Origin of the sequence: Stenotrophomonas sp. BIGb0135 (genome assembly GCF_024810105.1) — a bacterium.
GTDB classification, from domain to species: Bacteria; Pseudomonadota; Gammaproteobacteria; order Xanthomonadales; family Xanthomonadaceae; genus Stenotrophomonas; species Stenotrophomonas maltophilia_AB.
This window is the reverse complement of record NZ_JANUDX010000001.1, coordinates 408,929-430,481: the sequence shown is the minus strand read 5'-3', so window position 1 is coordinate 430,481 and position 21,553 is coordinate 408,929. Positions and strand designations below refer to the sequence as shown.

18 protein-coding genes are annotated in these 21,553 nt (G+C 70.0%); 3 read left to right on the top strand and 15 right to left on the bottom strand.

The genetic code is table 11. The annotated features are described in order from the left end of the window. Window positions 1-98 precede the first annotated feature (98 nt). The 13 genes from M2421_RS01935 to M2421_RS01875 form a co-directional block, all read right to left on the bottom strand. Window positions 99-815: a DUF2968 domain-containing protein gene (locus M2421_RS01935; protein ID WP_259202886.1), complete on the bottom strand. Its 717-nt coding sequence runs from the start codon at window positions 813-815 to the stop codon at window positions 99-101. A gap of 111 nt (window positions 816-926) precedes the next feature. Further along, window positions 927-3,101 (bottom strand): TadG family pilus assembly protein, encoded by a 2,175-nt coding sequence (locus M2421_RS01930; protein ID WP_259202885.1) that lies wholly within the window; start codon window positions 3,099-3,101, stop codon window positions 927-929. A gap of 4 nt (window positions 3,102-3,105) precedes the next feature. After that, the gene (locus M2421_RS01925; protein WP_259202883.1) at window positions 3,106-3,534 is read right to left on the bottom strand and encodes a DUF3613 domain-containing protein; all 429 of its coding nucleotides are present in this window, start codon (window positions 3,532-3,534) and stop codon (window positions 3,106-3,108) included. Continuing rightward, window positions 3,531-4,391 carry a Flp pilus assembly protein TadD gene (locus M2421_RS01920; RefSeq protein WP_259202882.1) on the bottom strand — a complete coding sequence of 287 codons (861 nt, stop codon included), beginning with the start codon at window positions 4,389-4,391 and terminating at the stop codon, window positions 3,531-3,533. Before M2421_RS01920 ends, M2421_RS01925 begins: the two co-directional genes overlap by 4 nt. Beyond that, window positions 4,388-5,365, bottom strand: coding sequence for a type II secretion system F family protein (locus tag M2421_RS01915; RefSeq protein ID WP_259202881.1), 978 nt, complete (start codon window positions 5,363-5,365; stop codon window positions 4,388-4,390). The genes M2421_RS01920 and M2421_RS01915 overlap by 4 nt, the downstream gene beginning before the upstream one ends. Continuing rightward, entirely contained in the window at window positions 5,362-6,312 is a 951-nt protein-coding gene (locus tag M2421_RS01910) for a type II secretion system F family protein (RefSeq protein WP_259202880.1), read from the bottom strand. The genes M2421_RS01915 and M2421_RS01910 overlap by 4 nt, the downstream gene beginning before the upstream one ends. A gap of 2 nt (window positions 6,313-6,314) precedes the next feature. Then, window positions 6,315-7,667: a CpaF family protein gene (locus M2421_RS01905; protein WP_259202879.1), complete on the bottom strand. Its 1,353-nt coding sequence runs from the start codon at window positions 7,665-7,667 to the stop codon at window positions 6,315-6,317. Continuing rightward, window positions 7,652-8,938 (bottom strand): fimbrial protein, encoded by a 1,287-nt coding sequence (locus M2421_RS01900; protein ID WP_259202878.1) that lies wholly within the window; start codon window positions 8,936-8,938, stop codon window positions 7,652-7,654. The genes M2421_RS01905 and M2421_RS01900 overlap by 16 nt, the downstream gene beginning before the upstream one ends. A gap of 24 nt (window positions 8,939-8,962) precedes the next feature. Beyond that, window positions 8,963-10,219 carry a type II and III secretion system protein family protein gene (locus M2421_RS01895; protein WP_259203531.1) on the bottom strand — a complete coding sequence of 419 codons (1,257 nt, stop codon included), beginning with the start codon at window positions 10,217-10,219 and terminating at the stop codon, window positions 8,963-8,965. A 114-nt stretch (window positions 10,220-10,333) separates the two neighbouring features. Next, window positions 10,334-11,374 (bottom strand): Flp pilus assembly protein CpaB, encoded by a 1,041-nt coding sequence (gene cpaB / locus M2421_RS01890; protein WP_259202877.1) that lies wholly within the window; start codon window positions 11,372-11,374, stop codon window positions 10,334-10,336. 31 nt (window positions 11,375-11,405) lie between these two features. Next, on the bottom strand, window positions 11,406-11,882 hold the full coding sequence (locus M2421_RS01885) for a pilus assembly protein (RefSeq protein ID WP_259202876.1): 477 nt from the start codon (window positions 11,880-11,882) through the stop codon (window positions 11,406-11,408). Further along, complete coding sequence (locus M2421_RS01880) at window positions 11,879-12,421, bottom strand: prepilin peptidase (protein ID WP_259202874.1); 543 nt, start codon at window positions 12,419-12,421, stop codon at window positions 11,879-11,881. Before M2421_RS01880 ends, M2421_RS01885 begins: the two co-directional genes overlap by 4 nt. 105 nt (window positions 12,422-12,526) lie before the next feature. Next, complete coding sequence (locus M2421_RS01875; RefSeq protein WP_259202873.1) at window positions 12,527-12,730, bottom strand: Flp family type IVb pilin; 204 nt, start codon at window positions 12,728-12,730, stop codon at window positions 12,527-12,529. Window positions 12,731-13,516: 786 nt separating this feature from the next. On the opposite strand from M2421_RS01875, the gene M2421_RS01870 reads away from it, so the two are divergent. From M2421_RS01870 to M2421_RS01860, 3 genes are all read left to right on the top strand, one after another. Then, the gene (locus tag M2421_RS01870) at window positions 13,517-14,509 is read left to right on the top strand and encodes a helix-turn-helix domain-containing protein (protein ID WP_259202872.1); all 993 of its coding nucleotides are present in this window, start codon (window positions 13,517-13,519) and stop codon (window positions 14,507-14,509) included. Between the two features lie 224 nt (window positions 14,510-14,733). Further along, a complete protein-coding gene (locus tag M2421_RS01865) occupies window positions 14,734-19,308 on the top strand; it encodes a YadA-like family protein (protein ID WP_259202871.1) in 4,575 nt (1,524 codons plus the stop codon). 94 nt (window positions 19,309-19,402) lie between these two features. Continuing rightward, on the top strand, window positions 19,403-20,263 hold the full coding sequence (locus M2421_RS01860) for an OmpA family protein (protein WP_259202870.1): 861 nt from the start codon (window positions 19,403-19,405) through the stop codon (window positions 20,261-20,263). A 174-nt stretch (window positions 20,264-20,437) separates the two neighbouring features. Here M2421_RS01860 and M2421_RS01855 read toward each other — a convergent pair whose 3' ends face one another. After that, a complete protein-coding gene (locus M2421_RS01855; RefSeq protein ID WP_259202869.1) occupies window positions 20,438-21,025 on the bottom strand; it encodes a fasciclin domain-containing protein in 588 nt (195 codons plus the stop codon). Between the two features lie 114 nt (window positions 21,026-21,139). Beyond that, window positions 21,140-21,535, bottom strand: coding sequence for an OsmC family protein (locus M2421_RS01850; RefSeq protein ID WP_259203530.1), 396 nt, complete (start codon window positions 21,533-21,535; stop codon window positions 21,140-21,142). Between the last annotated feature and the right edge of the window lie 18 nt (window positions 21,536-21,553).

Below are 21,553 nucleotides of genomic sequence, written 5' to 3'. Positions count from 1 at the left end.
GCGTGGCCAGGACGACGCGGAAGCGGCTGGGGAGCGGGAAAACGCGGCAGGGGCGCGCGCGTGCGGCAGGCTCCCTGCGCTGCAGGGAGCCGCCTGGCTTACGGGTTGCCGGTGGTGCCGGCCGGTGCCGGGGCCGCAACCGGTGCGCTGCCTTCCGGCGGCGGCAACGACAGCTCCGGGTTGCCCTGCTGGGCCTGCAGGGCCTGGATGCGCTGGTTGAGCGCGTCGAGCTGGCTGTGGGTGCTGCGCAGGTCGGTGCTCAGCGAGACGGCCTGCTGCTTGGCCTGCTGGATCGAGCTGCTGACCTGCAGCGACTGCTGGCGCTGCAGCTCGGCTTCCTGCTGCAGGCTGCGCAGGCGTTGTTCGTTGAAGGCGACCAGGTTCTCGGTGTAACGCTTGCCGGCTTCCAGGCGGGTGGTGTCGATGTACACCTGGGCCAGTTCCTCGGTCTGCTGCACGAAGGTGCGGTACACCTTCTCGGCGTTGTCGACCGAGTCGGTCTTGATCACGCGCCAGAAGTCCTTCTCATGGAACAGCGCCGCGTAGTACTGCAGCGTGGCGGTGTTGAACAGCAGGCTGGCGCCGTAGCTGCCGTTGTAAGTGGTGCGCAGTTCGGTGAGCTGCTGCGAATCCATCAGCTGGCGCAGTTCGTCCACGCTGTTGCGGACCACCGGTGCGCTGCGCGCGGGTTCCGCAGGCTCCCCCTTGGGCGCGCGCGCGGCGAGCGCCTGCGGCGCGATGCCTGCTGCCACCACCATCAGGCTGGCGGCCAGGAGCGTCCGGCCACGGGATACCACTGCTTTTCTCTCTCGCATCATCAGGCCGTCCACGAATGGCTCAATCGGTGAAAGTTCGTCTGTGAAATTCCAGTCCCCGCGGCAGTCTAGCATGCAGTCCACGCGCTGCCGCCAGCGCGCGGGGAGGGGTCAATAGACCAGCTGGGCGGGGGTGCACTGCACCGCGTGCAGGTGCACATCGGTGCGCCCCAGCTCCAGTCCCAGCACCCGTGCCAGGGTCTGGGTGAGGAGGGTGCCGACGCCGTTGAGCAGCGGCTTGAGCAGGCCCTCCAGCACCGGCCGCAGCAGGGTGCAGAGCAGGCCGCTGCAGGCCACCGTGTTGGTGCTCGGGTCGGTGATGCCGCCGTTGCCCTGGTAGCTGTCCAGCAGCCCTGCATCGGCGGTCTGCAGGTACGAAGCGAGGTTGCCCTTGACGCAGTTGTTGTAGGACAGCAGCACGCTGACCAGGCCACTGCAGCGGTTGATCACCAATCCGCCGAGGACGGTGCCGAGCAGACCATCGAGCGCGCCAAGGCCCTGGCCGGTGACCGTGACCCGGTACGCTTCCCACACCGAGCCATCGCGGTAGCAGGTGGCCAGCCCGAGCAGGCCGCAGGCGTACGGCACGCCGTTCTTGACCTGCCAGTCGCCGAAGCGCTGGATGCCCAGGCTGGTGGATCCATCGCGCAACAGCGCGATGCTGGCGTCCACGTCGAACTGGCCGTTGCTCTTGCGGGTGGCCATCAGGAACTGGTCGGCCAACTGGCTGGCGGTCTCGGCCTTGTCCATGCCCTTGGGGGCCGGGTTGAGCACGCCACCGAGCACGCGCAGCAGTTCGCGCACCAGGTCGTTGACGGCGTTGCCGATCTGCGCGCCGTTGATCCAGGTCGATCGGGTGTCGCCCGGTGACAGGGTGACGGTCTCGTCGTGGGTGAGCGCGTTGAGTGAGATCCGGTCGTTGATCAGCGGCGCGCCGAGCAGGGTGAGCAGTTGCTCGTTCTGCAGGCTGGCGTCGCAGACGTTGCGCCTGGAGAACTGCGAGGCCGCATCGACCTTGCCTACGCACGCGCGCAGCACCGAGGACTCGACGCGGATACTGGCGGTGGCCGGCTGCGCGGCGCATTGCAGGCTGGTGAGCGTCCCCATCGCATTGGTGACATCGGCATACACCGGCAGGCGCAGGCGGATGCCGAGCAGGCTCAGTACCCGGCCCACGCCCAGGACGAAGTTGTTGCTGTCGATGTCCAGGCTGACCCGCACCTGCGCGTTGTAGGCGCGCGCGCCGACGCCGCCGATGGCGATCGAGGGTGGCTCGATGATCGCCGCCTTGGCCTGCACCAGGCCGAGGATGTTGAGCTGGTTGACCGCCACGCCCTTGCCGCCGTTGGCGATGCTGATGCTGGTGGTGATCAGGTCCAGCGCGTTGACCTCGGCCTGCAGGGCGGCCGAGGCCGGGCCGTCCGGGGCGACGATGCTGCCGAACAGGCCGCTGCCGGCCGCGTTGCTGCCCAACTGGACGTTGAGCTGGTCGATGTCCAGCTGCGCGCCGAGCGCATCGCGCAGGGCCCGCAGGTCGACGTTGGCCACGCCGCTCTGCGCCAGCACGCTGGCGGTGGCGTCGAGCAGTTGGCCGAGGGAGACCTTGTGCGCGGCCAGCAGCGTGTTGAAGTCGCCGATGCTGATGTTGGCATCCACCGGAATGCCCAACGCCTTGAGCAGGCCCCCGGGGGTGACCTTGGCCTGGGCCAGGCCGTCATAGCCGAGCAACGTGGTCTGGTCCAGGTCGACCCCGACCAGCTTGAGCACGCTCCCGAGCGGCGTGGTGCCGTTGACCCGCAGCAGCTGCGAGCCGACGCTGAACACCGCCAGCGGCGGCGCCCGGGTGGCCACGGCCTGCGCACTCACCTGCGGCAGCCCGCGGGACGGGCCGAAGAACGGCAGCACCGGGCGTTCGGCGATCACCTTGACCGCGTTGACCGTAGTGCTGTCGATGAAATGGTCGCTGCTGGCGTGGGTCGGGTTCCAGTCGCCGCAGCGCACGCGCAGGGTGCCGGCGAAGCGGTTGGCCTGCAGCGCGTTGCCACGGGCGGCGCTGTTGTCGGTGCGGTCGGCGCTGCACAGGTCCAGGCGCTGCGCGCCGGCCAGGGCGGCGAGGTCGGCGATCTTCTGCACGTCGCGCTTGGCCCAGTACAGGTAACCGACCTCGACCAGGCCGAGCATCGCGACCAGCGCGACCATGATCACCATCATCGTCACCGACATCCCGCCACGCTGGCGCCGGCGCGACGCCGAGCGGATGGCAGGGGTGCACTGCGGGCGGCTCATGGGCTCAGTCTCCGCTGCCACTGCCGATGCCATCCCCGGTGATGTCCTTGCGCACGCTGGTGTCGAGGAATTCCGGGATGGGATGGGTGAAGCTCTGCAGGTAGCGCGCGTAGCTGAGCGAGGCCTGGTCGCCGAGCATGGGCAGGTGGGCGCCGGCCTGGGTGCCGCTGGCCTGGAGGCGCAGCAGGGCGCGGGTGGTGTCGCCGATCTGTGGGCGCGGTGGCGGTGTCAGCGGCGCGGGTGCGGGCATCGGGGTGGCCGGTGGCACGGGCGGCGGCGCCGGCACCGTGGCCGGCACCTCGGTGCGCGGCGCGGCGGTGTCGCCGAGCATCTGCCCGGTCAACGGACGCTGCTGGGCAGGTGCGAGGGCGCAGGCCAGCAGGCAGCCCACGGCGATCGACAGACGCATGGCGGGCGAGGCGAAGGCGTTCATGGGGTGCTCTCGTGGGCGGGATCGGCGCCGCCGAAGCGTTCCAGCATCGACGGGGCGAGGCGCGCATCGGCGCGCGGGGGGCGGGCCGCGGTGGCGGCAACCGGCGCGCCCGGGCGGGCCGGTTCGCTGACCGGTGCCGGGGCGGTGGCGGGCGGCACGGCGGCGGGTGGCTGCCGCAACTGTTGGGCGAGCCGCTGCACTTCGTCGCGCGCGGCGGCAGGCAGTGCGGCGCTGCGCATGATCTGGTCGGCCATCGCGGTGTCGTTGCGCAGCAGTGCCCACACCGCCAGGTTGGCGTTGGCCTTGACGTTGCCCGGGGCCAGCTCGGCAGCCTTGGCCAACGGTTCGCGGGCCTGGGCCAGGTGGCCGGCGCGCAGCCGCGCGAAGCCGAGGTCGCCGAGGTAGTCGGTGTTGAGCGGCTGCAGCTGCACGGCGCGTGCCAGGCTGGTTTCGGCTTGCGCCGCATCGCCGGCACGGGCCGCGATCAGGCCCAGCCCGTGCCATGCCGCGGCGCCCTGCGGGCCGTTGGCCAGGCTGGTGTACAGGCTGCGGGCCGCGTCCACCTGTTGGGTTTCGCGCAGGCCATCGGCCTGCAGCAGGCGCAGGGCAGGGCTGTCGCCATAGCGCTGGCGGTAGGCATCCACGTGCGCCAGCGAGGCGAAGTACGCCCCCTGGCGCTGCATCTGGCCGATCAGGTCCAGGTACATGCGCTTGTCGTCCTGCGGCGGTGTCTCCAGCGGCGCCAGGCTGAGCGGGTCGGGGCGGTAGGCGGTGTGCGCCGACCCGCAGGCGGTGCACAGGACCAGCGTGGTGAGCAGCAGCCCCAGATGCGGCAGGCGGTTCGGCATGGTGGTCATCCCAGTCGGTTCACGGCGTTGGCCAGGGCGATGATCGCCGGGCCGGACAACACCAGCATCAGGGCTGGCAGCAGGGTCAGCATCATCACCACGGTCATCTTCACCGAGAGCTTGCCGACCTTTTCCTTCAGCGTTGAACGACGCTGTTCGCGCAGGCGCACGCTGAACTGGCGCAGCGGCTCCTGCACCGCGCCGCCATGTTCATGTACCTGCAGCATCAACTGCACCAGGCTGCGCAGGTCTTCGTCGTCGAACGATTCGGCCAGCCGGCGCAGCGATTGCTGGCGCGTACGGCCGTGCATGTAGGCGATGTTGGCCTGCTGGATTTCGCGACCGAGCACCGGGATGGCGCTGCGCAGCTTGTCGCCGAGCGTCTGCAGGCTCTGGTCCATGCTGAAGCCGACGCCCTGCAGCAGGCGCAGCAGGTCGATCAGTAGCGGCAGTTCGGCCGAGACGCGCTTGCGCAGGCGCGTGGCCCAGGCGCGCAGCGCGAATTTGGGCAGCAGCACGCCGGTGCCCAGTGCGCCCAGCATCACCACCAGGCGGCTGAGGCCATCGCCGCGATAGAACAGCATCGCCAGCACCAGGCACAGGACGGCCAGCAACAGGCGCAGCGCGAGGAAGCTGGCGGTGCCGGCACGCGTGTGCCAGCCGGCTTGGTCGAGCAGCAGGCGGTCCTCCGGCGCAAGCAGGGCCGCCTCGAGGCGACCACCGTTGAAGCGCTCGCCCAGGCTGGCCAGCCACGCCCAGCCACGGGGGCCCGCGTCGGCGGTGGTGGGGGTGTTGGCCGCGGTGGCCGCGGTGGCGGCCGTGGCGGCATCGCGGGGGGCGTCCTCGCGGTTGCGCAAGGCGGTCTGCAGGGTGGCGGCGGTGCGCTGCTGCTGGCCGCTCAGCCACAGCCCGGCCATGCCGAGCAGGCCCACGCCGAGGGCGAGCAGGAGCAGGGCGAGGATGAGCAGGCTGTCGGCGCTCATAGCGAGCGCGCCAGCCGATACAGCAGGAAGCCGCCCACCAGCTCCAGCAGCAGCGCGGCGCCGAGGATGCGATGGCCCAATGGCACCTGCAGCACCGGCTCGAAGAAGTCCGGGCTGACGATCGCCATCAACAGCGCCGACAGTGGCGGCAGCAGGCCGAGTACCCAGGCGGACATGCGCGTCTCGGCGGTGGTGGCCATGAGTTCCTGGCGGGCCTGGTCGACATCGCGCATGAAGTCGCTCATGCGCTGCAGGATCTGGTCCGAGCGGCCGCCGATGCGGATGCTCACCCCCAGCACCACGGCCAGGACGTCCAGCACATCCAGCCGGTACGGTTGCGCTGCCTGGCTGAGCGCGCGGTCCAGGTCCAGGCCACTGCGGGTGCCGGACAGGGTGTCATCGAGCAGGCCACGCAGCGGCATCGGGACCTGCTGGCTGGCAGTCTGGAAGGACATCTGCAGGCTGTTGCCCAGCCCGGTCAGGCGCACCAGGTTGTCGAGAAAGTCGGGCAGTTGGCGCAGCAGGCGCCGTTGCAGGCCGAGGATGCGGCGCGACACCCACAGCCCGAGGACCAGCGCATACAGGCCCAGCGCGATCGGCCAGACCCAGCCGGTGCCGATGCGTGCCGCCGCTGCCCAGGCCAGCAGCACGCCGCCCAGCGCCCACAGGATCGGCAGCCGCCAGCCGGTGCGCAGCGCGGCGCGTTGCAGCAGCGCGTCCCAGGGCAGGGCGTCGGGGCGTGCGGCGGCGGGCGGCGTTGATGCGGCCGCGGCCGGACGTGCCGGCATGCCGGCCAGCAGCGGCGTGGCCGGATGGGCGGCCAGGCGGTGTTCGGCGTGCTGTAGCGAGGCACGCTGGCGTTCGCGGCGGGCCGCGCCCCACCACAGCTCGATGGCCACCGCCACCAGCACCAGGATCGCACTGCACAGCAACAGCACCGTGGTCATGCTCAGTAGCCTCCGTCCAATGCCTCGCGCAGCTGGCGCCGGAATGGCTCCAGCTTGTGCGAGTGGGGATGGAAGCCAAGTCCGACCCAGCGGTCGTGCTCCCGGCCGTCGGCGTCGATCTGGATTTCGTGGCGGAACATTTCCTGGGTGCTGATCAGGTTGTCGCTGACCCCGGTGATTTCCGTGATCGACACCAGCACCCGGCGACCGCTGCCCAGCCGCGAGATCTGCACGATGAAGTCGATCGCGCTGGCGATCTGCCGGCGCAGGCTGTCCTCGCTGCCTTGGAAACCGGCGAACCCGGCCAGCATCTCGATGCGGTACAGGCAGTCGCGCGGCGAATTGGCGTGGATGGTGGCCATCGAGCCGTCGTGGCCGGTGTTCATCGCCTGCAGCATTTCCAGCACTTCGGCCCCGCGCACTTCGCCGACCACGATGCGGTCCGGGCGCATGCGCAGGCTGTTGCGCACCAGATCGCGGATGCTTACCGCGCCCTGGCCATCGGCACCGCCGATGCGGCTTTCCAGGCGCACTACGTGCGGGTGGTTGAGCGAGAGCTCGGCGGTGTCTTCCACGGTGATGACCCGCTCGTCGGCGGGGATGTAGCTGGCCAGCGCGTTGAGCAGCGACGTCTTGCCCGAGCTGGTGCCGCCGGAGACCAGGATGTTGCAGCGGCCCAGCACCATGGCATGCAGCAGCGCCTGCATGGCGCGGTCGAAGGTGCCCATGCGCAGCAGTTCGTCGGGCGTGAACGGGTCCTTGCGGAACTTGCGGATGGACACCATCGGGCCATCGACGGCCAGCGGCGAGATGATCGCATTGAGGCGGCCGCCGTTGGGCAGGCGCGCATCGACCATCGGGTTGGATTCGTCCAGGCGGCGGCCAAGCGGGGCCAGGATGCGGCGCAGGATGCGCAGCAGGTGGCTGTCATCACTGAAGCGCTGGGTGGCGCGCACCAGGCGGCCACCCTGGGAAACGTGGATGTCCTTGTAGCCGTTGATGAGGATGTCTTCGATGCTGGGATCGTGCAGCAGGTCGTCCAGTGGACCGAAGCCGGTCAGCTCCTTGACCAGCGCGCCGGCGACGATGTCCATCTCGGCTTCGTTGACCGGGATGCGCCATTCCTGCACGAAGATCGCGGTCTGGGTGTGCACGTAGCGGGCCACCGTATCCGGTGCCCACGCATCGATGTCGATGCGTTCGTCCTCGATGCTGTTGAGCAGGTGCTCGTGGGCGGCCACCAGCACCTTCTGGTATTCGTCGGACTGGGCGAAGGGGGGCGGCGCGGCATCGACCGCGGGGGCGGCCTCGTTGCGCGCGTGCAGGGGAGCGAACGGCGTCACTTTGTCTTCCATGGGAGACCACTCAGGCGGAGGACGAGTTTTTCCCGCCAGCCACGGGGCAGGGCGCCGGCGAGTGCCGGGTCCAGCCGCGCCAGCAGGGGAGTCAGGGCACGCAGGTAGGGATCGCGCGGTGCATCCTGCAGCAGCAGGTGGCCATGGTTGGCGCTGGCGCGCAGGCGGTGGCAGTCGGGCAGCGTCGCCAGCAACGGCAGCGCGAAGCGCTCGGCGATCTGGGTCGGCGCCAGCCCGCCCGCCTCATCGTGGCGGTTGACCACCAGCTGCAGGCGGGCGTCGCGCGCACCGAGCGCTTCGAGTTGCCTGAGCGCCAGGTCCAGCGAGACCAGCGTGCCGATCGCCTGGTCGGCGACCAGCCAGATCTCGTCGGCGCTGTTGAGCAGCGAGCGCGGGATCTGTCGCACCGGCGCCCCGCCGAGCTCGCACAGCACGGTGTCGAACACGCCGCGCAGGCGCTGCACCAGCACCGCCGGATCGGCGATCGGGCCGCCCTCGCTGCCGGCCGGCTGGCCGAGCAGGGTCAGCCCGCCCGGGTGCCGGGTCATCGCGGTCCGCGCCAGGGTGGCATCGATGCGCGTGGCATTGCGCAGCGCATCCTCGTAGTGGAACTGGCTGTCCAGGTTGAGGTACAGCGCCGCATCGCCGGCCGGCTGGCCAAGGTCGAGCAGCAGCAGGCTGTTGTCGTGCCGGGCCGGGTCGGCGTCGGCGGTGGCGGCGCCGCCCGGGTGGCCGAGCTGTTGCGCCAGTACGCCCAGATGCACGGCCAGGGTGCTGCTGCCCACGCCGGCGCGCACGCCCAGCACCAGCACCAGCCGCGCCTTGTGCGCGGGCTCGGGCGCCACGCTGCGGATGGGTGCGGCACCGCCGGCGCGGCGCAGCACCGTATCGATATCGGCGGTGGCGGCATCCAGGTCGAGGATGTCGCGCAGGCCGGCGCGCAAGGCGGCGACCACGCCGTCGAGCTGGTCGGGGGCGGTGGAGCCTACCGCCACCAGGGCCAGGTCGGGCACGCTGCGCTGCAGGTGCCGGGTGAGATCGGTGGATGCCGCGGCCTGTTCGCGCCGGAAGTCGAGCAGCACCACGCAGGTGCCGCTGCGCCGGTGCGCATCCAGCGCGATGCTCGAACCGCGGCTGTCCTCCCAGTGCACGCGGGTGCCGACCGGGAGCCGTGGGCCGAGCGTTTCAAGCAGCTCGGGGCTGGGCGCGACCAGGACCAGTGTCATCGGCGGCGCCATCGGATGCAGCAACGGGATGGGGGCGGAAGACATGGGGAAGGGGCTCCTGGCATCGGCTCAGCGCGAGAAGCCGGGCAGCTGGTCCGACGATGCCGGGCTGAGCAGCCACGCACCCCAGACCGGCAGGTTCGGCTTGACCTCGCGGTCGCCGGGCAGCGGCACCACGGTGTCGCGCGCCAGCGGTTGCACCAGGCGCGGGGTCACGATGATCACCAGTTCCTTTTCCTCGCGTTTGTAGTTGAGGCTGCGGAAGAACGACCCGATGATCGGCAGGTCGCCCAGCAGCGGGATCTTGTCGACGCTGGAGCTGACCGTGTTGCTGACCAGCCCGCCGATCACGAACGTTTCGCCATCGCCCAGCTCGACGGTGGTGTCGGCACGGCGGGTGGTGATCGAGGGAATCTGCACGCCGTTGTAGGAGATGCCGGCGGCGTAATTGAGGTCGCTCGCCTCCGGGGCGACCTTCAGCGCGATCCGGTCCGGGCCGAGCACCGTCGGGGTGACGGTCAGGCCGATGCCGAACGGCTTGAAAGTGATGGTGGTGGTGCCCAGCCCCTGCGGCTCGAGGATCGGCAGCTCGCCGCCGGCCAGGAAGCTGGCGCTCTGCCCGGACAGCGCCACCAGCGTGGGCTCGGCCAATACGCGCGCCATGCCGTTGCTCTGCAGCAGGTCGATGTTGGCATCCCAGCCGTGGGTGAGTGACTTGAACACCAGCCCGAACGCGGATGACAGCGGGTTGTTGACCACCGGGACGTCGGGGTCGGTGCCGATCGGCGCCACGCCGGGCAGGGTGCCGCCCGGGCGGGTGATCCCGTAGAAGAAGCCGTTGTTCTGGTTGGCGAAGCTCATGCCGATCTGGCGCAGTACCGACTTGTTGAACTCCACCACCTTCACGTCCACCTGCACCACGCCGCCGCTGGCGATGGTGGAGACATCGGCGAGCTGGCCGTCCTTGCCCAGCGCCATGCTGGCGGCCTTGCGGCTCTGCTCATGGTCCAGCAGGCCTGCCGCACTCCCTTGCAGCAGGCCCTGACCGTCCTGCAGGGTGACCTGCAGGCCCTCCGACGGTGGCAGCGCCCCCTGGACCGCGCTGCGCACGTCGATCTGCATCCGTTGCGGCTCGCTCTGCTGGCGGCGCCAGACCAGCAGCGTGGTGGTGCCCGGTGCCTTGCCCACCAGCAGTGCCTGGCGCGGACCGCGCAGCATCACCACGTCGGCCACGCTGGGGTCGGCGATGGCGACCCGCTCGAGGTCGGCCGGCAGCGTCCACGGGCGTTGTTCGCGCGTCTGCAGGACCACATCGGCATTGGCCATGCCCAGCACCGGGCTGCCCCCGAGCACCAGCGCCAGCAGCAGGCGCGTGGACCAGCGGTGCGTGGGACGGTGCAGGCGGGCGGGGCGTGGCGTCATGGAGGGTCTCGGCATGGCTCACGGAGAGCCGCTGTGGGAGGAAACATCGCCGCGGATGATCTCGACACCGCGATCGAGCCGTGGGGCGGTGCGCGGTGCGCTGGCGCGTGGCGGCGCCGCCGCACGCGGGGCGCGGGCGCTGCTGCGACCGGCCAGGGCATCGCTGTCCAGGCCGGCGTAGGCGTCGTTCTCGGGCGAGGCCAGGGCGAGGCGTTGTTCGGGGCTGAGTTCGCGGCGCGGGTCGAGCACGCTGGCGGGCGGGGCGAACAGGCTCTGGTCCGGCTGGCCGACATCGGCCGGATTGCGCAGGGCCAGGAACAAGCGACCTTGTTGCGCGCCGAGCAGCAGGCGGTTGGCGTCGGCCACCGGCACCGCCAGCACCGCACTGCGGATCGGTGCATTGGTGCTGGTGCTGCTACTGGCGCTGCTCGACGCACCGCCCTGGATATCCTGGGCCCGGCTGTCGTTACCGGCGGCGGCAGTGGGGCCGTCCGCACCGGTGGCCACCGGTTGCCCCGGTGCCGCATCGGCGGCGCCGTAGCTGAGCACGCGCAGCCGCGACAGCAGCAGGCGCGCTTGGGCCTGGCCATCGGTGTTCATCCCCGGGGGCGCACGCAGGTTGAGGAACACATCGACGTAGTCGCCCGGCAGGATGCGGTTGCCGGCGGCCACCAGCTCATCCACCGGCACGGCAAGCGCGCGTTCGCCCGGGTTGAGGCGCAGCGCATAGCCCTGCGCCATCAGGGCGCTGTTCAACGCGGTGCCCGCCGGGATGTCGTGCACGGGGACCGCGCCGTTGGCGGCGGCGATGTTGGCATAGCCGCCTGTGGGGGCCTGCGGCGCGGCGCCGATGCGCAGGTCGGCGGCGCTGATCGGACGCCCGGCGGGCAACAGGGTGGCGGCCTCGACAACGGGCCACTGCTGCGGCTGGCCGGCCACGGTCGGCGAGGATGCCGCCGCCGTGTTCGGCGTGCGCCGGCTGACCAGGAACGCGACCACGGCCAGCAGCAGGGCCAGGGCGATCATTGCCACTGCGGCGATGCGGGTCAGCTTGAGCATGCAACTGCCTCCGGGAAGGGTGCGCCGCGCATCAGGGCGTACCCAGGTCGAGCTGGGCCACGGCGGTACTGCGGATCGGCTGGGTCATCAGCCACCCGTACATGCGCCCGGTACCGGGCAGGAACGGCTTGCTGCTGTAGTCATAACTCACCGACACCTGCATGCATTGCGCGCTGGCCAGGCCCACGCACGGGGCCGGTGCCGACACCACGATCGGCGGCGCGGCGGCGTTGTTGCAGTTGGCCTGCTGGCCGGCGAAGTTGAGCAGCCATTGCATCGAGCGCTGCGCGGCCTGGCAGGCCGCGACGCGGCGGTCGTTGGGACTGGCATAGCGCAGCGACGCGCGTGCGCCCTCGGCCGAGGCCAGCGACAGGGTCTGCTGGGCGGCCATGATCATCACGCCGGTGTAGGTGAGCAGCAGCAGCGGCACCACCCCGATGATCAGCATGAAGGCGAATTCAAGGGTGGCCACGCCGCGTTGGCGACGGGCGAGGAGGGCAGCCTTCATGGAGCCGCTCCCTGGCCCTGCCAGAACAGGTAGCCCAGCGTGGCGGCGGCCAGGTAGGCCGCGTAGGGAATGCCCGTCCGGCCCTGGCGCAGGGCCTGCAGGCGCTGGGCGGCGGGGCCTGTCTGCCAGTGCTCGCGCACGCGTGCCTGCAGCAGCTGCGCACGCAGTGGCAGGCTGGCGCGCAGGCCGGGCGCGAGGACGACGACCGTCGCATGCAGGCCGGCAAGCAGGCTCGCCACGATCCAGATCGGCAGCAGTGCCGATGCCCCGAGCAGCAGCCCCAGCACGGCGAAGTACTTCACATCGCCCGCGCCCATCCAGCCGATCGCATAGAACGGCAGCAGCGACAGCAGCCCGAGCAGCAGGCCGAGCAGATGCATGCCGGGGAAGGCGGCACCGGTCATCCATGACCACAGCAGCGCGCCCGTTGCCAGGACCGCCGCGCACAGCAGCCACCGATTGGACACGCGCCGCGCGTACAGGTCGCTGGTGGCGACCTGGGCGCTGAGCAGCACGGCCAATACCGGCAGCAGTGACATCCGATGGTTCCTCCATGATGGCGCACCGAACCGAGGGGCAAGGCATGCCGTTGGCGACGCCGCAGGGTGGCCTGCGGGCGCAGCCTTCGGGCAGTGCGCTTTGGATCAGGTGGTCGGGGTGCTCGGCGCGCCGCCGCTGGCGCTTTCGACAAGCGTCTTGAGCTTGCTGAAGAGCGTGTCGAACATGTCGGTCAGGCCGGTGCGGGCGGCGACGACCAACACGCCGGCGATCACGGCGGCGAGGATGCCGTACTCGAGCGCGGTGACGCCGTCTTCTTCGGCAAGGAAGGTGCGGATGGAGGCTTTCATGACGGTCTACTCCCTGTTCCAGTCAATGGATTGAACTGCCTGCGTATGGATGGGGGATATCCGGCTCCGCCGGATCCATCCTGTGACCTGCGCGCTCCGTGCGCAGGGTACGGCCGCACCTGCGGCCGCAGGCCTACCTGGGTATTGCCAGGCGGACCGTGTGCGGGAAGGGCGGGGCAGGCAGCGTCGGACCGCGCGGCGTGATCGCCTGCGCCGGTCGGGTCGGGAACAGCGTGACATCCCTGAGCATCTGCATTGCATCCCCCTGTCGTGCAAACCCGGTTTCCGCCATGGAACTGCCGGGATGCGTGCCTGCCGGAAAGTCCGGCGTCATCAACAGAATCCAAATCAATCATCGGCGGCGTCGGGTCCGACTTTAATCGCCGCAATCCGCCCGTTATCTCCGCATGAGCGATGAGCACCATTTAATGTTTATAAAGTGAAAGAGATGTGTTTATAACGTGATGGCGTCGTGACGACGGGTTTTTGACGCTGTATTTAGACCGTTCCAAGTTGTTTTCAAAGGAATTTCTTCACCTGCAGTGCCCGCGAGGTGGGTGGGTTTACCTTCCGGCGAGTTCATGCATACTTGCCGAAAATGCGCATCGATAAGCGGGCGGCGACCCGCGCGCAATATGCAGTCAGGGTATTCAGGGTTTTCCGTTGCTGCGCTGGCGGCCGGTGGCGGGTTTATGCAGCGCATTCGCCGAGTGCATACAGGAAGAGACGGGCGCGGCCGGCTTGAGCGGCGTCGCGCGCATCCAGGCGCAAGGGGGCATCACTGTCATGGTAGATGGTGTAGTGGGCGACAATGGCGGCGACGGCGTGTTCCGGTCCTACGACCTGGCCACGCTGAGCGGCGTGCTGCGTGTCTGCGACCTGGAAATGGTGCTGCTCGATGGCAACGGTCCGCGCGCGACCTTGCATTCGCGCGTCCACGACGAAGCCCTGTTCTGCACCGCGCACTGCGGGTTCCACTTCCGCGGTCGCTTCATGCTGCCGCAGGACTGGTGCCTGCTTGGCTTCATCCATGCCACCGACGAGGGGCGCAGCTGGTGCCATGGCATTCCGCTCAGCGCGGGGATGGCGGTGACCGTCCTTCCCGAGGGCATCAGCGAGTTCGCCCTGAGCGCGGGCACCCGGCTGAGCATGCTGCTGGCGCCGATGCAGCGCGTCCAGCGCAAGCTGACCGAACTGAGCCTGCGCAATACGCTGCCCTCGGGGCAGGCGTTGTCGCTGTTCAACAGCGAGGCCAGCGGGGGCCAGGCGCGCCTGCTGCAGCGTTACGAAGCGCTGCATGCGCAGTTGTCCGCGGCGGACGGCGCGCTCGCCGCCGATGCCGTGGAAACGGTGCTGCACGACCATATCCAGGCATTGCTGGGTGCGGGGAGCGAGGACCGGCCGTCCAACTCGCGCGCACGCCGCGCCCATTACCTGATCGCGCAGCGCGCCGAGAATTTCATGCGGCTCAATCTGCGGCGTTATATCTACATGCACGAGATCTGCGACGCCGCCGGGGTCAGCGAGCGTGCGCTGCGCTACGCCTTCGAAGACCTGTTCGGCACCTCGCCCAACCGTTACCTGTCGATGTTGCGGTTGTGCGCGGCTTGTCGCGGGCTGTCGATGGCCGACTCCAGCCGCAAGTCGGTCAAGGCCGTCGCGCTCAGCTGTGGGCTCTGGGACCTGTCCCGTTTTGCCGACAATTACCGTCGTGTATTCGGCGAGCTGCCGCGCGACACGCTGATGCGCGCGCCGGCCCAGATCGGCAGCCCGGCCTGATCGTTCGCGGCAGGCGCCGCCCCCCTCCAGGTGCCATGCACGTTTCCGGCAATCTGCCGGAATTGCGCATGCCGCTGCCGGTTATCGTCCCTGTATTGCCGGAACGCACGCATGCGCTGCCGGAATGAAGTGCCCCGCAGATGACGTGGCGACTGTAATGACATCCAAGTGCCGAGAGGCATGGCTGATGCAGTCCACATCGTCCGTACACGGGGGAATACCTGATGAACCGTATCTTTCGACTGGTCTGGAGCCACCGGCTGAATGCCCTGGTGGTCGTTTCCGAAGTGGCCACCTCGCGTGGCAGCCTGGTGGCCGGCCCGGTCGTGGTGCACCTGAAGGTACCGCTGTCGCTGCTGTCCATGGGCCTGGCCCTGGCCCTGAGCAGCGGAACGGCGCTGGCCGGTGAGAGCCAGACCCGCAGCGACCTGGATGCGCTGACCGCCAAGTACGCACCGCTGCCGGTCAAGCTGGATGCCGACGCCGCGCTTGCAGCGGTGGTGCGTGCCCGCGACAGCTCGCCCGCGCTCAACGCCGATGCCAACGTGTCCCTCAACCTGGGCCTGGGCAAGGCTGGCGGCACGGCGGCGCCCCTGCCTGCGGTGCAGGTGGGGGGCACGCTGAAGGCCGCGCTGCCGCGGCAGGTGGCCGTGCCCGGAACCGCTGCGTCGGTGGCGGCCAACGCGACGGTCACGCTGGCCGGCACGCCGGTACTGGGCGCCGATACATCGGTGAACGCGACCGTGGCCGCACACCCGAAGGCGGCCGTGGCGACCCGGGCGACGCTCGCCGCGAGCGTGCCCGCCCCGGTGAAGCTGGATGCCACGTTGCAGGCGGGCGCGGAGGCCGCGCTGGAGGCGGGTGCCGGCGCAACGGGCGGCGCGAAGGCCGGCATCGCGGCCACCGCGACGATTGGCGCCACCGCCACCGACACCGTCACCGCCAGCGTCGATGACGCGGTGCAGGCCACCCTGGCCTCCGGCGTCGCCGGCGGCGTGGGCGTGGATGCACTCGCGCACGCGGCAGTGGTGGCCGACCGCAACGAAAAGCGGGTGGACGCCGGGGCCAGCCTGATGCAGACCACGTCGCTGACGATGTCGCCGACGGCGGCCTCCGGTGGCCTGCTGGGCGGCGTGGGCGACCTGCTCAATGGCGTGGGCAACACGCTGGGCAATGTGGTGGGCGGGGTGAGCGACACCGTCGGCAACGTCGTGGGCGGGGTGAGCAATACGGTGGGCAACGTAGTGGGCGGGGTCGGCGGCACCGTGGGCAACATCGTCGGTGGCGTGGGCGGGGTGGTCTTTCCGGCGCCCACGTCGCTGCCGCCCGGCCACCCCAAGGCACCGGCACCCACCGATCCCAATGCGGGACTGATCATCGGCACCGGCGGCCTGGTGGGGTCGTTGTCGAGTCTGGTCGGGCCGACCGCGCAGGGCCTGCTCGGTGGCGACGGCTACATGCGCAATGGCAACCTGGCCGTCAGCAGCGCCAACGTCATGCAGACCTATTCGGTGACCAACGTGCTGGGCCTGCCGGTGGTCAACCTGACCCCGGCCGGGACCCTGCTCAACGGGTTGGGCGGGGCCACCACCGGCGGCAGTTCGCACCTGACCCTGATCGGCGGTGTGACCTCCGACAGCTACATCTACAACATCAACAATGGCAATCCCAACGGGCTGCTCGGCCTGCTGCTGCCCGACCAGGCCCCGGGCTGGTCCAATACCTGCGTGGACCTGCTGGTGGCCAGCGTCGATTGCTGGGCGGTCAACGCTGCGCAGGACTACCAGGTGCTGGTCGGCGACGGCGCCTATGCCAATGGGTCGCGCGAAGTGGTGATCGGCGCCAACGCGCGGCATGAGCTGGCGCCGGTGGATGCCAACGTGGCGTTCCCGGGGGCAGGGCAGAACGATCCGAACGACCCCACTGGCGTCCCGACCGCCGACTACGCCGCGCGCATGGGCCATTCGGTGGTGGTGGGCGACAGCGCCAAGGGCACGGCCAACGGTCAGGTGCTGCTGGGCGCGGAGGCCACGTCCACGCAGGCCAACAGCGTGGCGCTGGGCTACCGCACCGTGGCCAACCGCGGCGCGCAGGCCAGCTACAGCGCGTATGGCCTGACCACGCCGCAGGTGTCGGCCGGTGAGGTCTCGGTCGGTTTCGCCGGCGGCGAGCGCCAACTGACCAACGTGGCCGCCGGCAGCGCGCCCACCGATGCGGTCAACGTGCGCCAGTTGCAGGGCGCGATCAACCAGATCGACGCGCTGGATGTGTTCGCGGTGACCTACGACGACGACGGCGCCGGTGGCGCGGACTACCGCCGCATCACCCTGGGCGGTGGCACCGGCACGACCACGTTGGCCAACCTGGCCCCGGGCGCGATCGGCGCGGGCAGCACCGAGGCGGTCAACGGCGCGCAGCTGTTCTCCAGCAACCAGGCCATCGTCGACTACTTCGGCGGGCTGACTGCGTTCGACCCGGCCACCGGTGCCTGGACCGCGCCGAGCTTTGCGATCACCAGCGTGTCCGACGGCGGCGCGATCGCCCAGGGCGTGTACGACAACGCCACCGACGCGTTCTCGGCGGTGGATGGCTCGCTGGTCAACCTCAATACGCAGATTACCGACATCCGCAACGGGGCCGGCAGCAAGTACCTGAAGGTCAACTCGATCGGCCTGGCCGCCGCCGCCGCTGGCACCGACAGCATCGCCGTCGGCAGTGGCGCCACCGCGACCGCGGCCAATGCCATCGCGGTGGGCGCCGGTGCAATGGCCGACCGTGACGGCACGGTGTCGGTGGGGGCGGTGGGCAACGAGCGCCAGGTGGTCAATGTCGCCGCCGGCACGCTGGCCACCGACGCGGTCAACCTGGGCCAGTTGCAGGCCTCCGAGCTGGGTGCGTTGCGCTATGACGAAAACCCCGACGGCAGCGTCAACTACGCCAGCGCCACGCTCGGCAACGGCACCGGCACCACCCGCCTGGGCAATCTTCGCGCCGGCGCGGTCACCGCGGTGAGTACCGAGGCGATCAACGGTGCGCAGCTGTTCAATGCCAGCCAGGCGCTGGCCACGCACCTGGGCGGCGGTGCCGCGGTGGACGCCAACGGGGTGCTCAGCGCGCCGACCTACACGATCAATGCGGTGTCCAGCACCGGCCAGGTCACGGCGGGCGACTACCGCGACGTGGGCACGGCGTTCGACGCGGTCAGCCAGTCGCTGGCCAATGTGGCCGACCAGACCGATGCGGTGGACCGGCTGGCGGTGAAGTACGACGTGGATGCCGGCGGCAACGCCACCGATACGGTCACGCTGGGCGGAACCGGTGGCGGCGCGGCGGTGGCATTGACCAACCTGGCCGACGGCAGCGTGCTGGCCGGCAGCCGTGATGCGGTCACCGGCAACCAGTTGTTCCAGACCAACAACGCGATCATCGGCTACTTCGGCGGTACCACCAGCTTCGATCCCGCCACACGCATCTGGACCGCGCCGACCTTCAGCATTTCGTCCATCGCCACCGACGGCAGCGTGCTGAGCAACGACTACAGCAACGTCACCGTGGCCTTCGCCGCCGTGGACGACTCGCTGCTCAACATCAACACCCGGATCAGCCAGATCCAGCCGGGCGCGGGCAGCCCGTTCGTGCAGGTCAACTCGGCCAAGGCTGCCGCCAGCGCGGCCGGCGCCAACAGCATCGCGATCGGGCCGGTGGCCTCGGCCACCGGCAGCGGCAGCACCGCCATCGGCGATGGCGCCGATGCCAGTGCCGACAACAGCGTGGCGCTCGGCAGCGGTTCGGTGGCCAGCGTGGGCGCGGAGACCGGCTACACCGGCGCCTATGGCGCGGCTGGCGGCAGCAACTCGGCCGGTGAAGTCTCGGTGGGCAGCACCGGTGCCGAGCGCAAGGTCACCCATGTGGCCGATGGCTCCGACCGCTACGACGCGGTCAACGTGGGCCAGCTGCAGAACGGGGTGAGCTACGCCATCGACCAGTCCAAGGCGTACACCGACACCCAGATCAACAACATCAACAACGGCACCTCGGGCATGTTCCAGGTCAACAACACCAACAACCTGGCCGCGCCGGCCGCCACCGGCGCCAACGCGGCCGCCGGCGGCGTCGGGTCCAGCGCGGCAGGGGCCAACAGCACCGCGCTCGGCAACGGGGCCAGCGCGCAGGGCACCAACACCGTGGCGCTGGGGGCCGGCTCGGTGGCGACCCGCGACAACACGGTCTCGGTGGGCAGCGCCGGTGCCGAGCGCCAGATCACCAATGTCGGCGACGGCAGCGCGGCCACCGATGCGGTCAATGTGCGGCAGCTGCAGGCTTCGCAACAGGGAACGATCCGCTACGACACCACGGTCAACGGCAGCACCAACCTCAACAGCGTCACCCTGGGCAGCACCAGCACCGGCCCGACCACGGTGCGCAATGTCGCCGCCGGGACCGCCGGGACCGACGCGGTCAACGTGGACCAGCTGCGCGCCGGCATGAACCAGAGCCTGGACTGGTCCAAGGCCTACACCGACGAGCGCTTCGATTCGTTCGACCGCAACCTGCGCCGCACCGACGACCGCGCATCGGCCGGCGTCGCGGCGGCGATGGCGGTGGCCGGGCTGCCGCAGCCGTATGAAGCCGGGCGCAGCATGGCCGCGATCGCCGCCGGCAGCTACAACGGCGAGTCGGGCGTGGCGCTGGGGATCTCCGGCGTCTCCGAAGGCGGCCGCTGGATCTACAAGGTGGCCGGCACCACCAACAGCCGCGGCGAAGGCGGCGTGTCGGTCGGCGCGGGCATCCAGTGGTGATGGCCCGATGCAGCACCTGACGTGATCGTTCCCGGTGCGCGCCAGCGGCCGCATCGGGGAGTCCAGGCGCCCAGCGGCGCACAAGGGGGAATCCATGTCCGCATCGACCACGCTGTACGACCACGCACCGTTGCTGCGCTCGCTGTCGCTGTGCCTGGCGGTGCTGTTGTTCAGTGCCTGCGCCAGCACCGGCAAACCCAAGGCGGCGGCCGCCGCGCTGCCTGACGCCCGCGGGGAGGGCGCGGCGGTGCGCTTTCCCGATCCAAAGCGGGCCACGCTCAAGGAAGGCCTGTTCGTGGACCTGGACAACCTGCGCCTGTTCGCACGCGGCATGAGCAAGCGGCAGCTGTACACCCTGCTGGGCACCCCGCACTTCGGCGAGGGCATGTGGGGCGTGCGCGACTGGAATTACCTGTTCAACTTCCGCAGCTCGCCCGGCGGCGACTACTTCACCTGCCAGTTCCAGGTGCACTTCGACGGCAAGGGCATCGCCCAGGCCGGCTACTGGAAGCCGCAGGCGTGCGCGGCACTGCTGCAGCCGCCGGCACCACCGCCAGCGCCTGCACCCGCGCCGATGCCGGAGACGCCGGTGCGCCTGTCCGCCGATGCCCTGTTCGCGTTCGACAGCGCCGTGCTGACCGACGCGGGGCGGCGCAGCGTGGACGCGTTGCTGGAACAGGTACGCAATGCCAGCCAAGTGCAGACCATCCAGGTGCTCGGCTATACCGACCGTATCGGCAGCGACAGTTACAACCAGCTGTTGTCGCAGCGGCGTGCGCAGGCAGTGCGCGACGCGCTGGTGCAGGGCGGCGTGGCGGTAGCGGCGATCGTGGCCGAGGGCCGCGGCAAGGCCGATGCGCTGGTGCAGTGCACCCAGGGTGATCGGCAGGCGGTGATCGCCTGCCTGGCACCGAATCGACGCGTCGAGATTTCCGGCCTGGCGCGTTCGCGCTGAGCCGTTGCGCGGCCGTGGGCCGCGCGTCCTCCCCCGTCAATGCCCCGGGCCGATGTGCCTCTCCCACATCGACCGGGGGTCCCTTTTGACCTGGCCCGACGTCCCGGCAGGATGTCTCCCCCGTCATCGCATCGGGGCGGCGGGCCAGGTCATCCTTTTGCCGCTACGCCGGCGTTACGGCATCAGGACCTTGTCGACCACATGGATCACGCCATTGCTCTGGCGCACGTCGGCGATGGTCACGTGGGCGGTATTGCCCTTGCTGTCGGTGACGGTGATGCCCTTGCCGGCCTGGCGCGCGGTCAGTGTTTCACCCTGCACGGTGGTCAGGCTGGCCTTGCCGCCGCCCTGTTTGATCCGGGCCAGCAGCGCGGTGCTATCCAGGTTGCCTGCCACGACGTGGTAGGTCAGCACCTTGGTCAGATCGGCCTTCTTTTCCGGCTTGAGCAGTCCATCGACCGTGCCCTTGGGGAGTGCCGCGAAGGCCGCGTTGGTCGGCGCGAATACGGTGAACGGGCCAGGGCCCTTGAGCGTCTCCACCAGGCCGGCGGCCTTGACCGCCGCGACCAGGGTGGTGTGGTCCTTGGAGTTGACGGCGTTGTCGATGATGTCCTTGTTGGCGTACATCGCCGCGCCGCCCACCGTGGGGTTGGCGGCCATCGCGTGGTCATGCGCGGCCATCGGCGCCTGCGCGAAGGCCAGCGGTGCAGCGGCGGTGGACAGGCAGGCAAGCAGGAGCAGACCGGTGAACGAGGTTTTCATGTGGTTCTTCCCGACAGAGCGTCCAAGTGACGCAACTGGATCTACGCGGGAAGTGGCACCGCGGATGCAGTGCCCGGCACATTGGCCGGCTTGTTAGCGACAGGTGACGGCGGCTCAGTCCGTGCCGCGCTCGCTGGTGATGACCGCGCCCTCGCGCATCACCAGGGTCACCGGGGTGCGTTCCACCACGTCGAGCAGCCGCGCCCATTGTGCGTCGCTGAGCGCGCCACTGGCGTGCAGCACGCGGTGCACCACCAGCTTGCCGGCGTCGTCGCGGCTGGAGGCCAACTCGGCGCGGAACTCGCCCAGGTCCCAGCCCTTTTTTTCGGCATACATGCGCAGCGTGATCGCCGTGCACGCCGACAACGACGCCAGGTACAGATCGAACGGCGCGAAACCGGCGCCCTGGCCACCCAATGCGAGTGGTTCGTCGGCGCTGAGCTGGTGCGTGCCGCTGCGGATCTGGTGGCGGTAACGGGGGCCGTCTGAAACGATCTGGACCTGTGCCATGCGATGCGCCCTGCTGCG

What these genes read in the sequence shown, in the direction of transcription:
- M2421_RS01935 (WP_259202886.1), bottom strand. Translation starts at nt 815, where the DNA reads ATGCGAGAGAGAAAAGCAGTGGTATCCCGTGGCCGGACGCTCCTGGCC.
- M2421_RS01850 (WP_259203530.1), bottom strand. Translation starts at nt 21,535, where the DNA reads ATGGCACAGGTCCAGATCGTTTCAGACGGCCCCCGTTACCGCCACCAG.
- M2421_RS01915 (WP_259202881.1), bottom strand. Translation starts at nt 5,365, where the DNA reads ATGAGCGCCGACAGCCTGCTCATCCTCGCCCTGCTCCTGCTCGCCCTC.
- M2421_RS01910 (WP_259202880.1), bottom strand. Translation starts at nt 6,312, where the DNA reads ATGACCACGGTGCTGTTGCTGTGCAGTGCGATCCTGGTGCTGGTGGCG.
- M2421_RS01925 (WP_259202883.1), bottom strand. Translation starts at nt 3,534, where the DNA reads ATGAACGCCTTCGCCTCGCCCGCCATGCGTCTGTCGATCGCCGTGGGC.
- M2421_RS01900 (WP_259202878.1), bottom strand. Translation starts at nt 8,938, where the DNA reads ATGTCTTCCGCCCCCATCCCGTTGCTGCATCCGATGGCGCCGCCGATG.
- M2421_RS01880 (WP_259202874.1), bottom strand. Translation starts at nt 12,421, where the DNA reads ATGTCACTGCTGCCGGTATTGGCCGTGCTGCTCAGCGCCCAGGTCGCC.
- cpaB (WP_259202877.1), bottom strand. Translation starts at nt 11,374, where the DNA reads ATGCTCAAGCTGACCCGCATCGCCGCAGTGGCAATGATCGCCCTGGCC.
- M2421_RS01895 (WP_259203531.1), bottom strand. Translation starts at nt 10,219, where the DNA reads ATGGCCAATGCCGATGTGGTCCTGCAGACGCGCGAACAACGCCCGTGG.
- M2421_RS01860 (WP_259202870.1), top strand. Translation starts at nt 19,403, where the DNA reads ATGTCCGCATCGACCACGCTGTACGACCACGCACCGTTGCTGCGCTCG.
- M2421_RS01870 (WP_259202872.1), top strand. Translation starts at nt 13,517, where the DNA reads ATGGTAGATGGTGTAGTGGGCGACAATGGCGGCGACGGCGTGTTCCGG.
- M2421_RS01875 (WP_259202873.1), bottom strand. Translation starts at nt 12,730, where the DNA reads ATGAAAGCCTCCATCCGCACCTTCCTTGCCGAAGAAGACGGCGTCACC.
- M2421_RS01865 (WP_259202871.1), top strand. Translation starts at nt 14,734, where the DNA reads ATGAACCGTATCTTTCGACTGGTCTGGAGCCACCGGCTGAATGCCCTG.
- M2421_RS01855 (WP_259202869.1), bottom strand. Translation starts at nt 21,025, where the DNA reads ATGAAAACCTCGTTCACCGGTCTGCTCCTGCTTGCCTGCCTGTCCACC.
- M2421_RS01885 (WP_259202876.1), bottom strand. Translation starts at nt 11,882, where the DNA reads ATGAAGGCTGCCCTCCTCGCCCGTCGCCAACGCGGCGTGGCCACCCTT.
- M2421_RS01905 (WP_259202879.1), bottom strand. Translation starts at nt 7,667, where the DNA reads ATGGAAGACAAAGTGACGCCGTTCGCTCCCCTGCACGCGCGCAACGAG.
- M2421_RS01920 (WP_259202882.1), bottom strand. Translation starts at nt 4,391, where the DNA reads ATGACCACCATGCCGAACCGCCTGCCGCATCTGGGGCTGCTGCTCACC.
- M2421_RS01930 (WP_259202885.1), bottom strand. Translation starts at nt 3,101, where the DNA reads ATGAGCCGCCCGCAGTGCACCCCTGCCATCCGCTCGGCGTCGCGCCGG.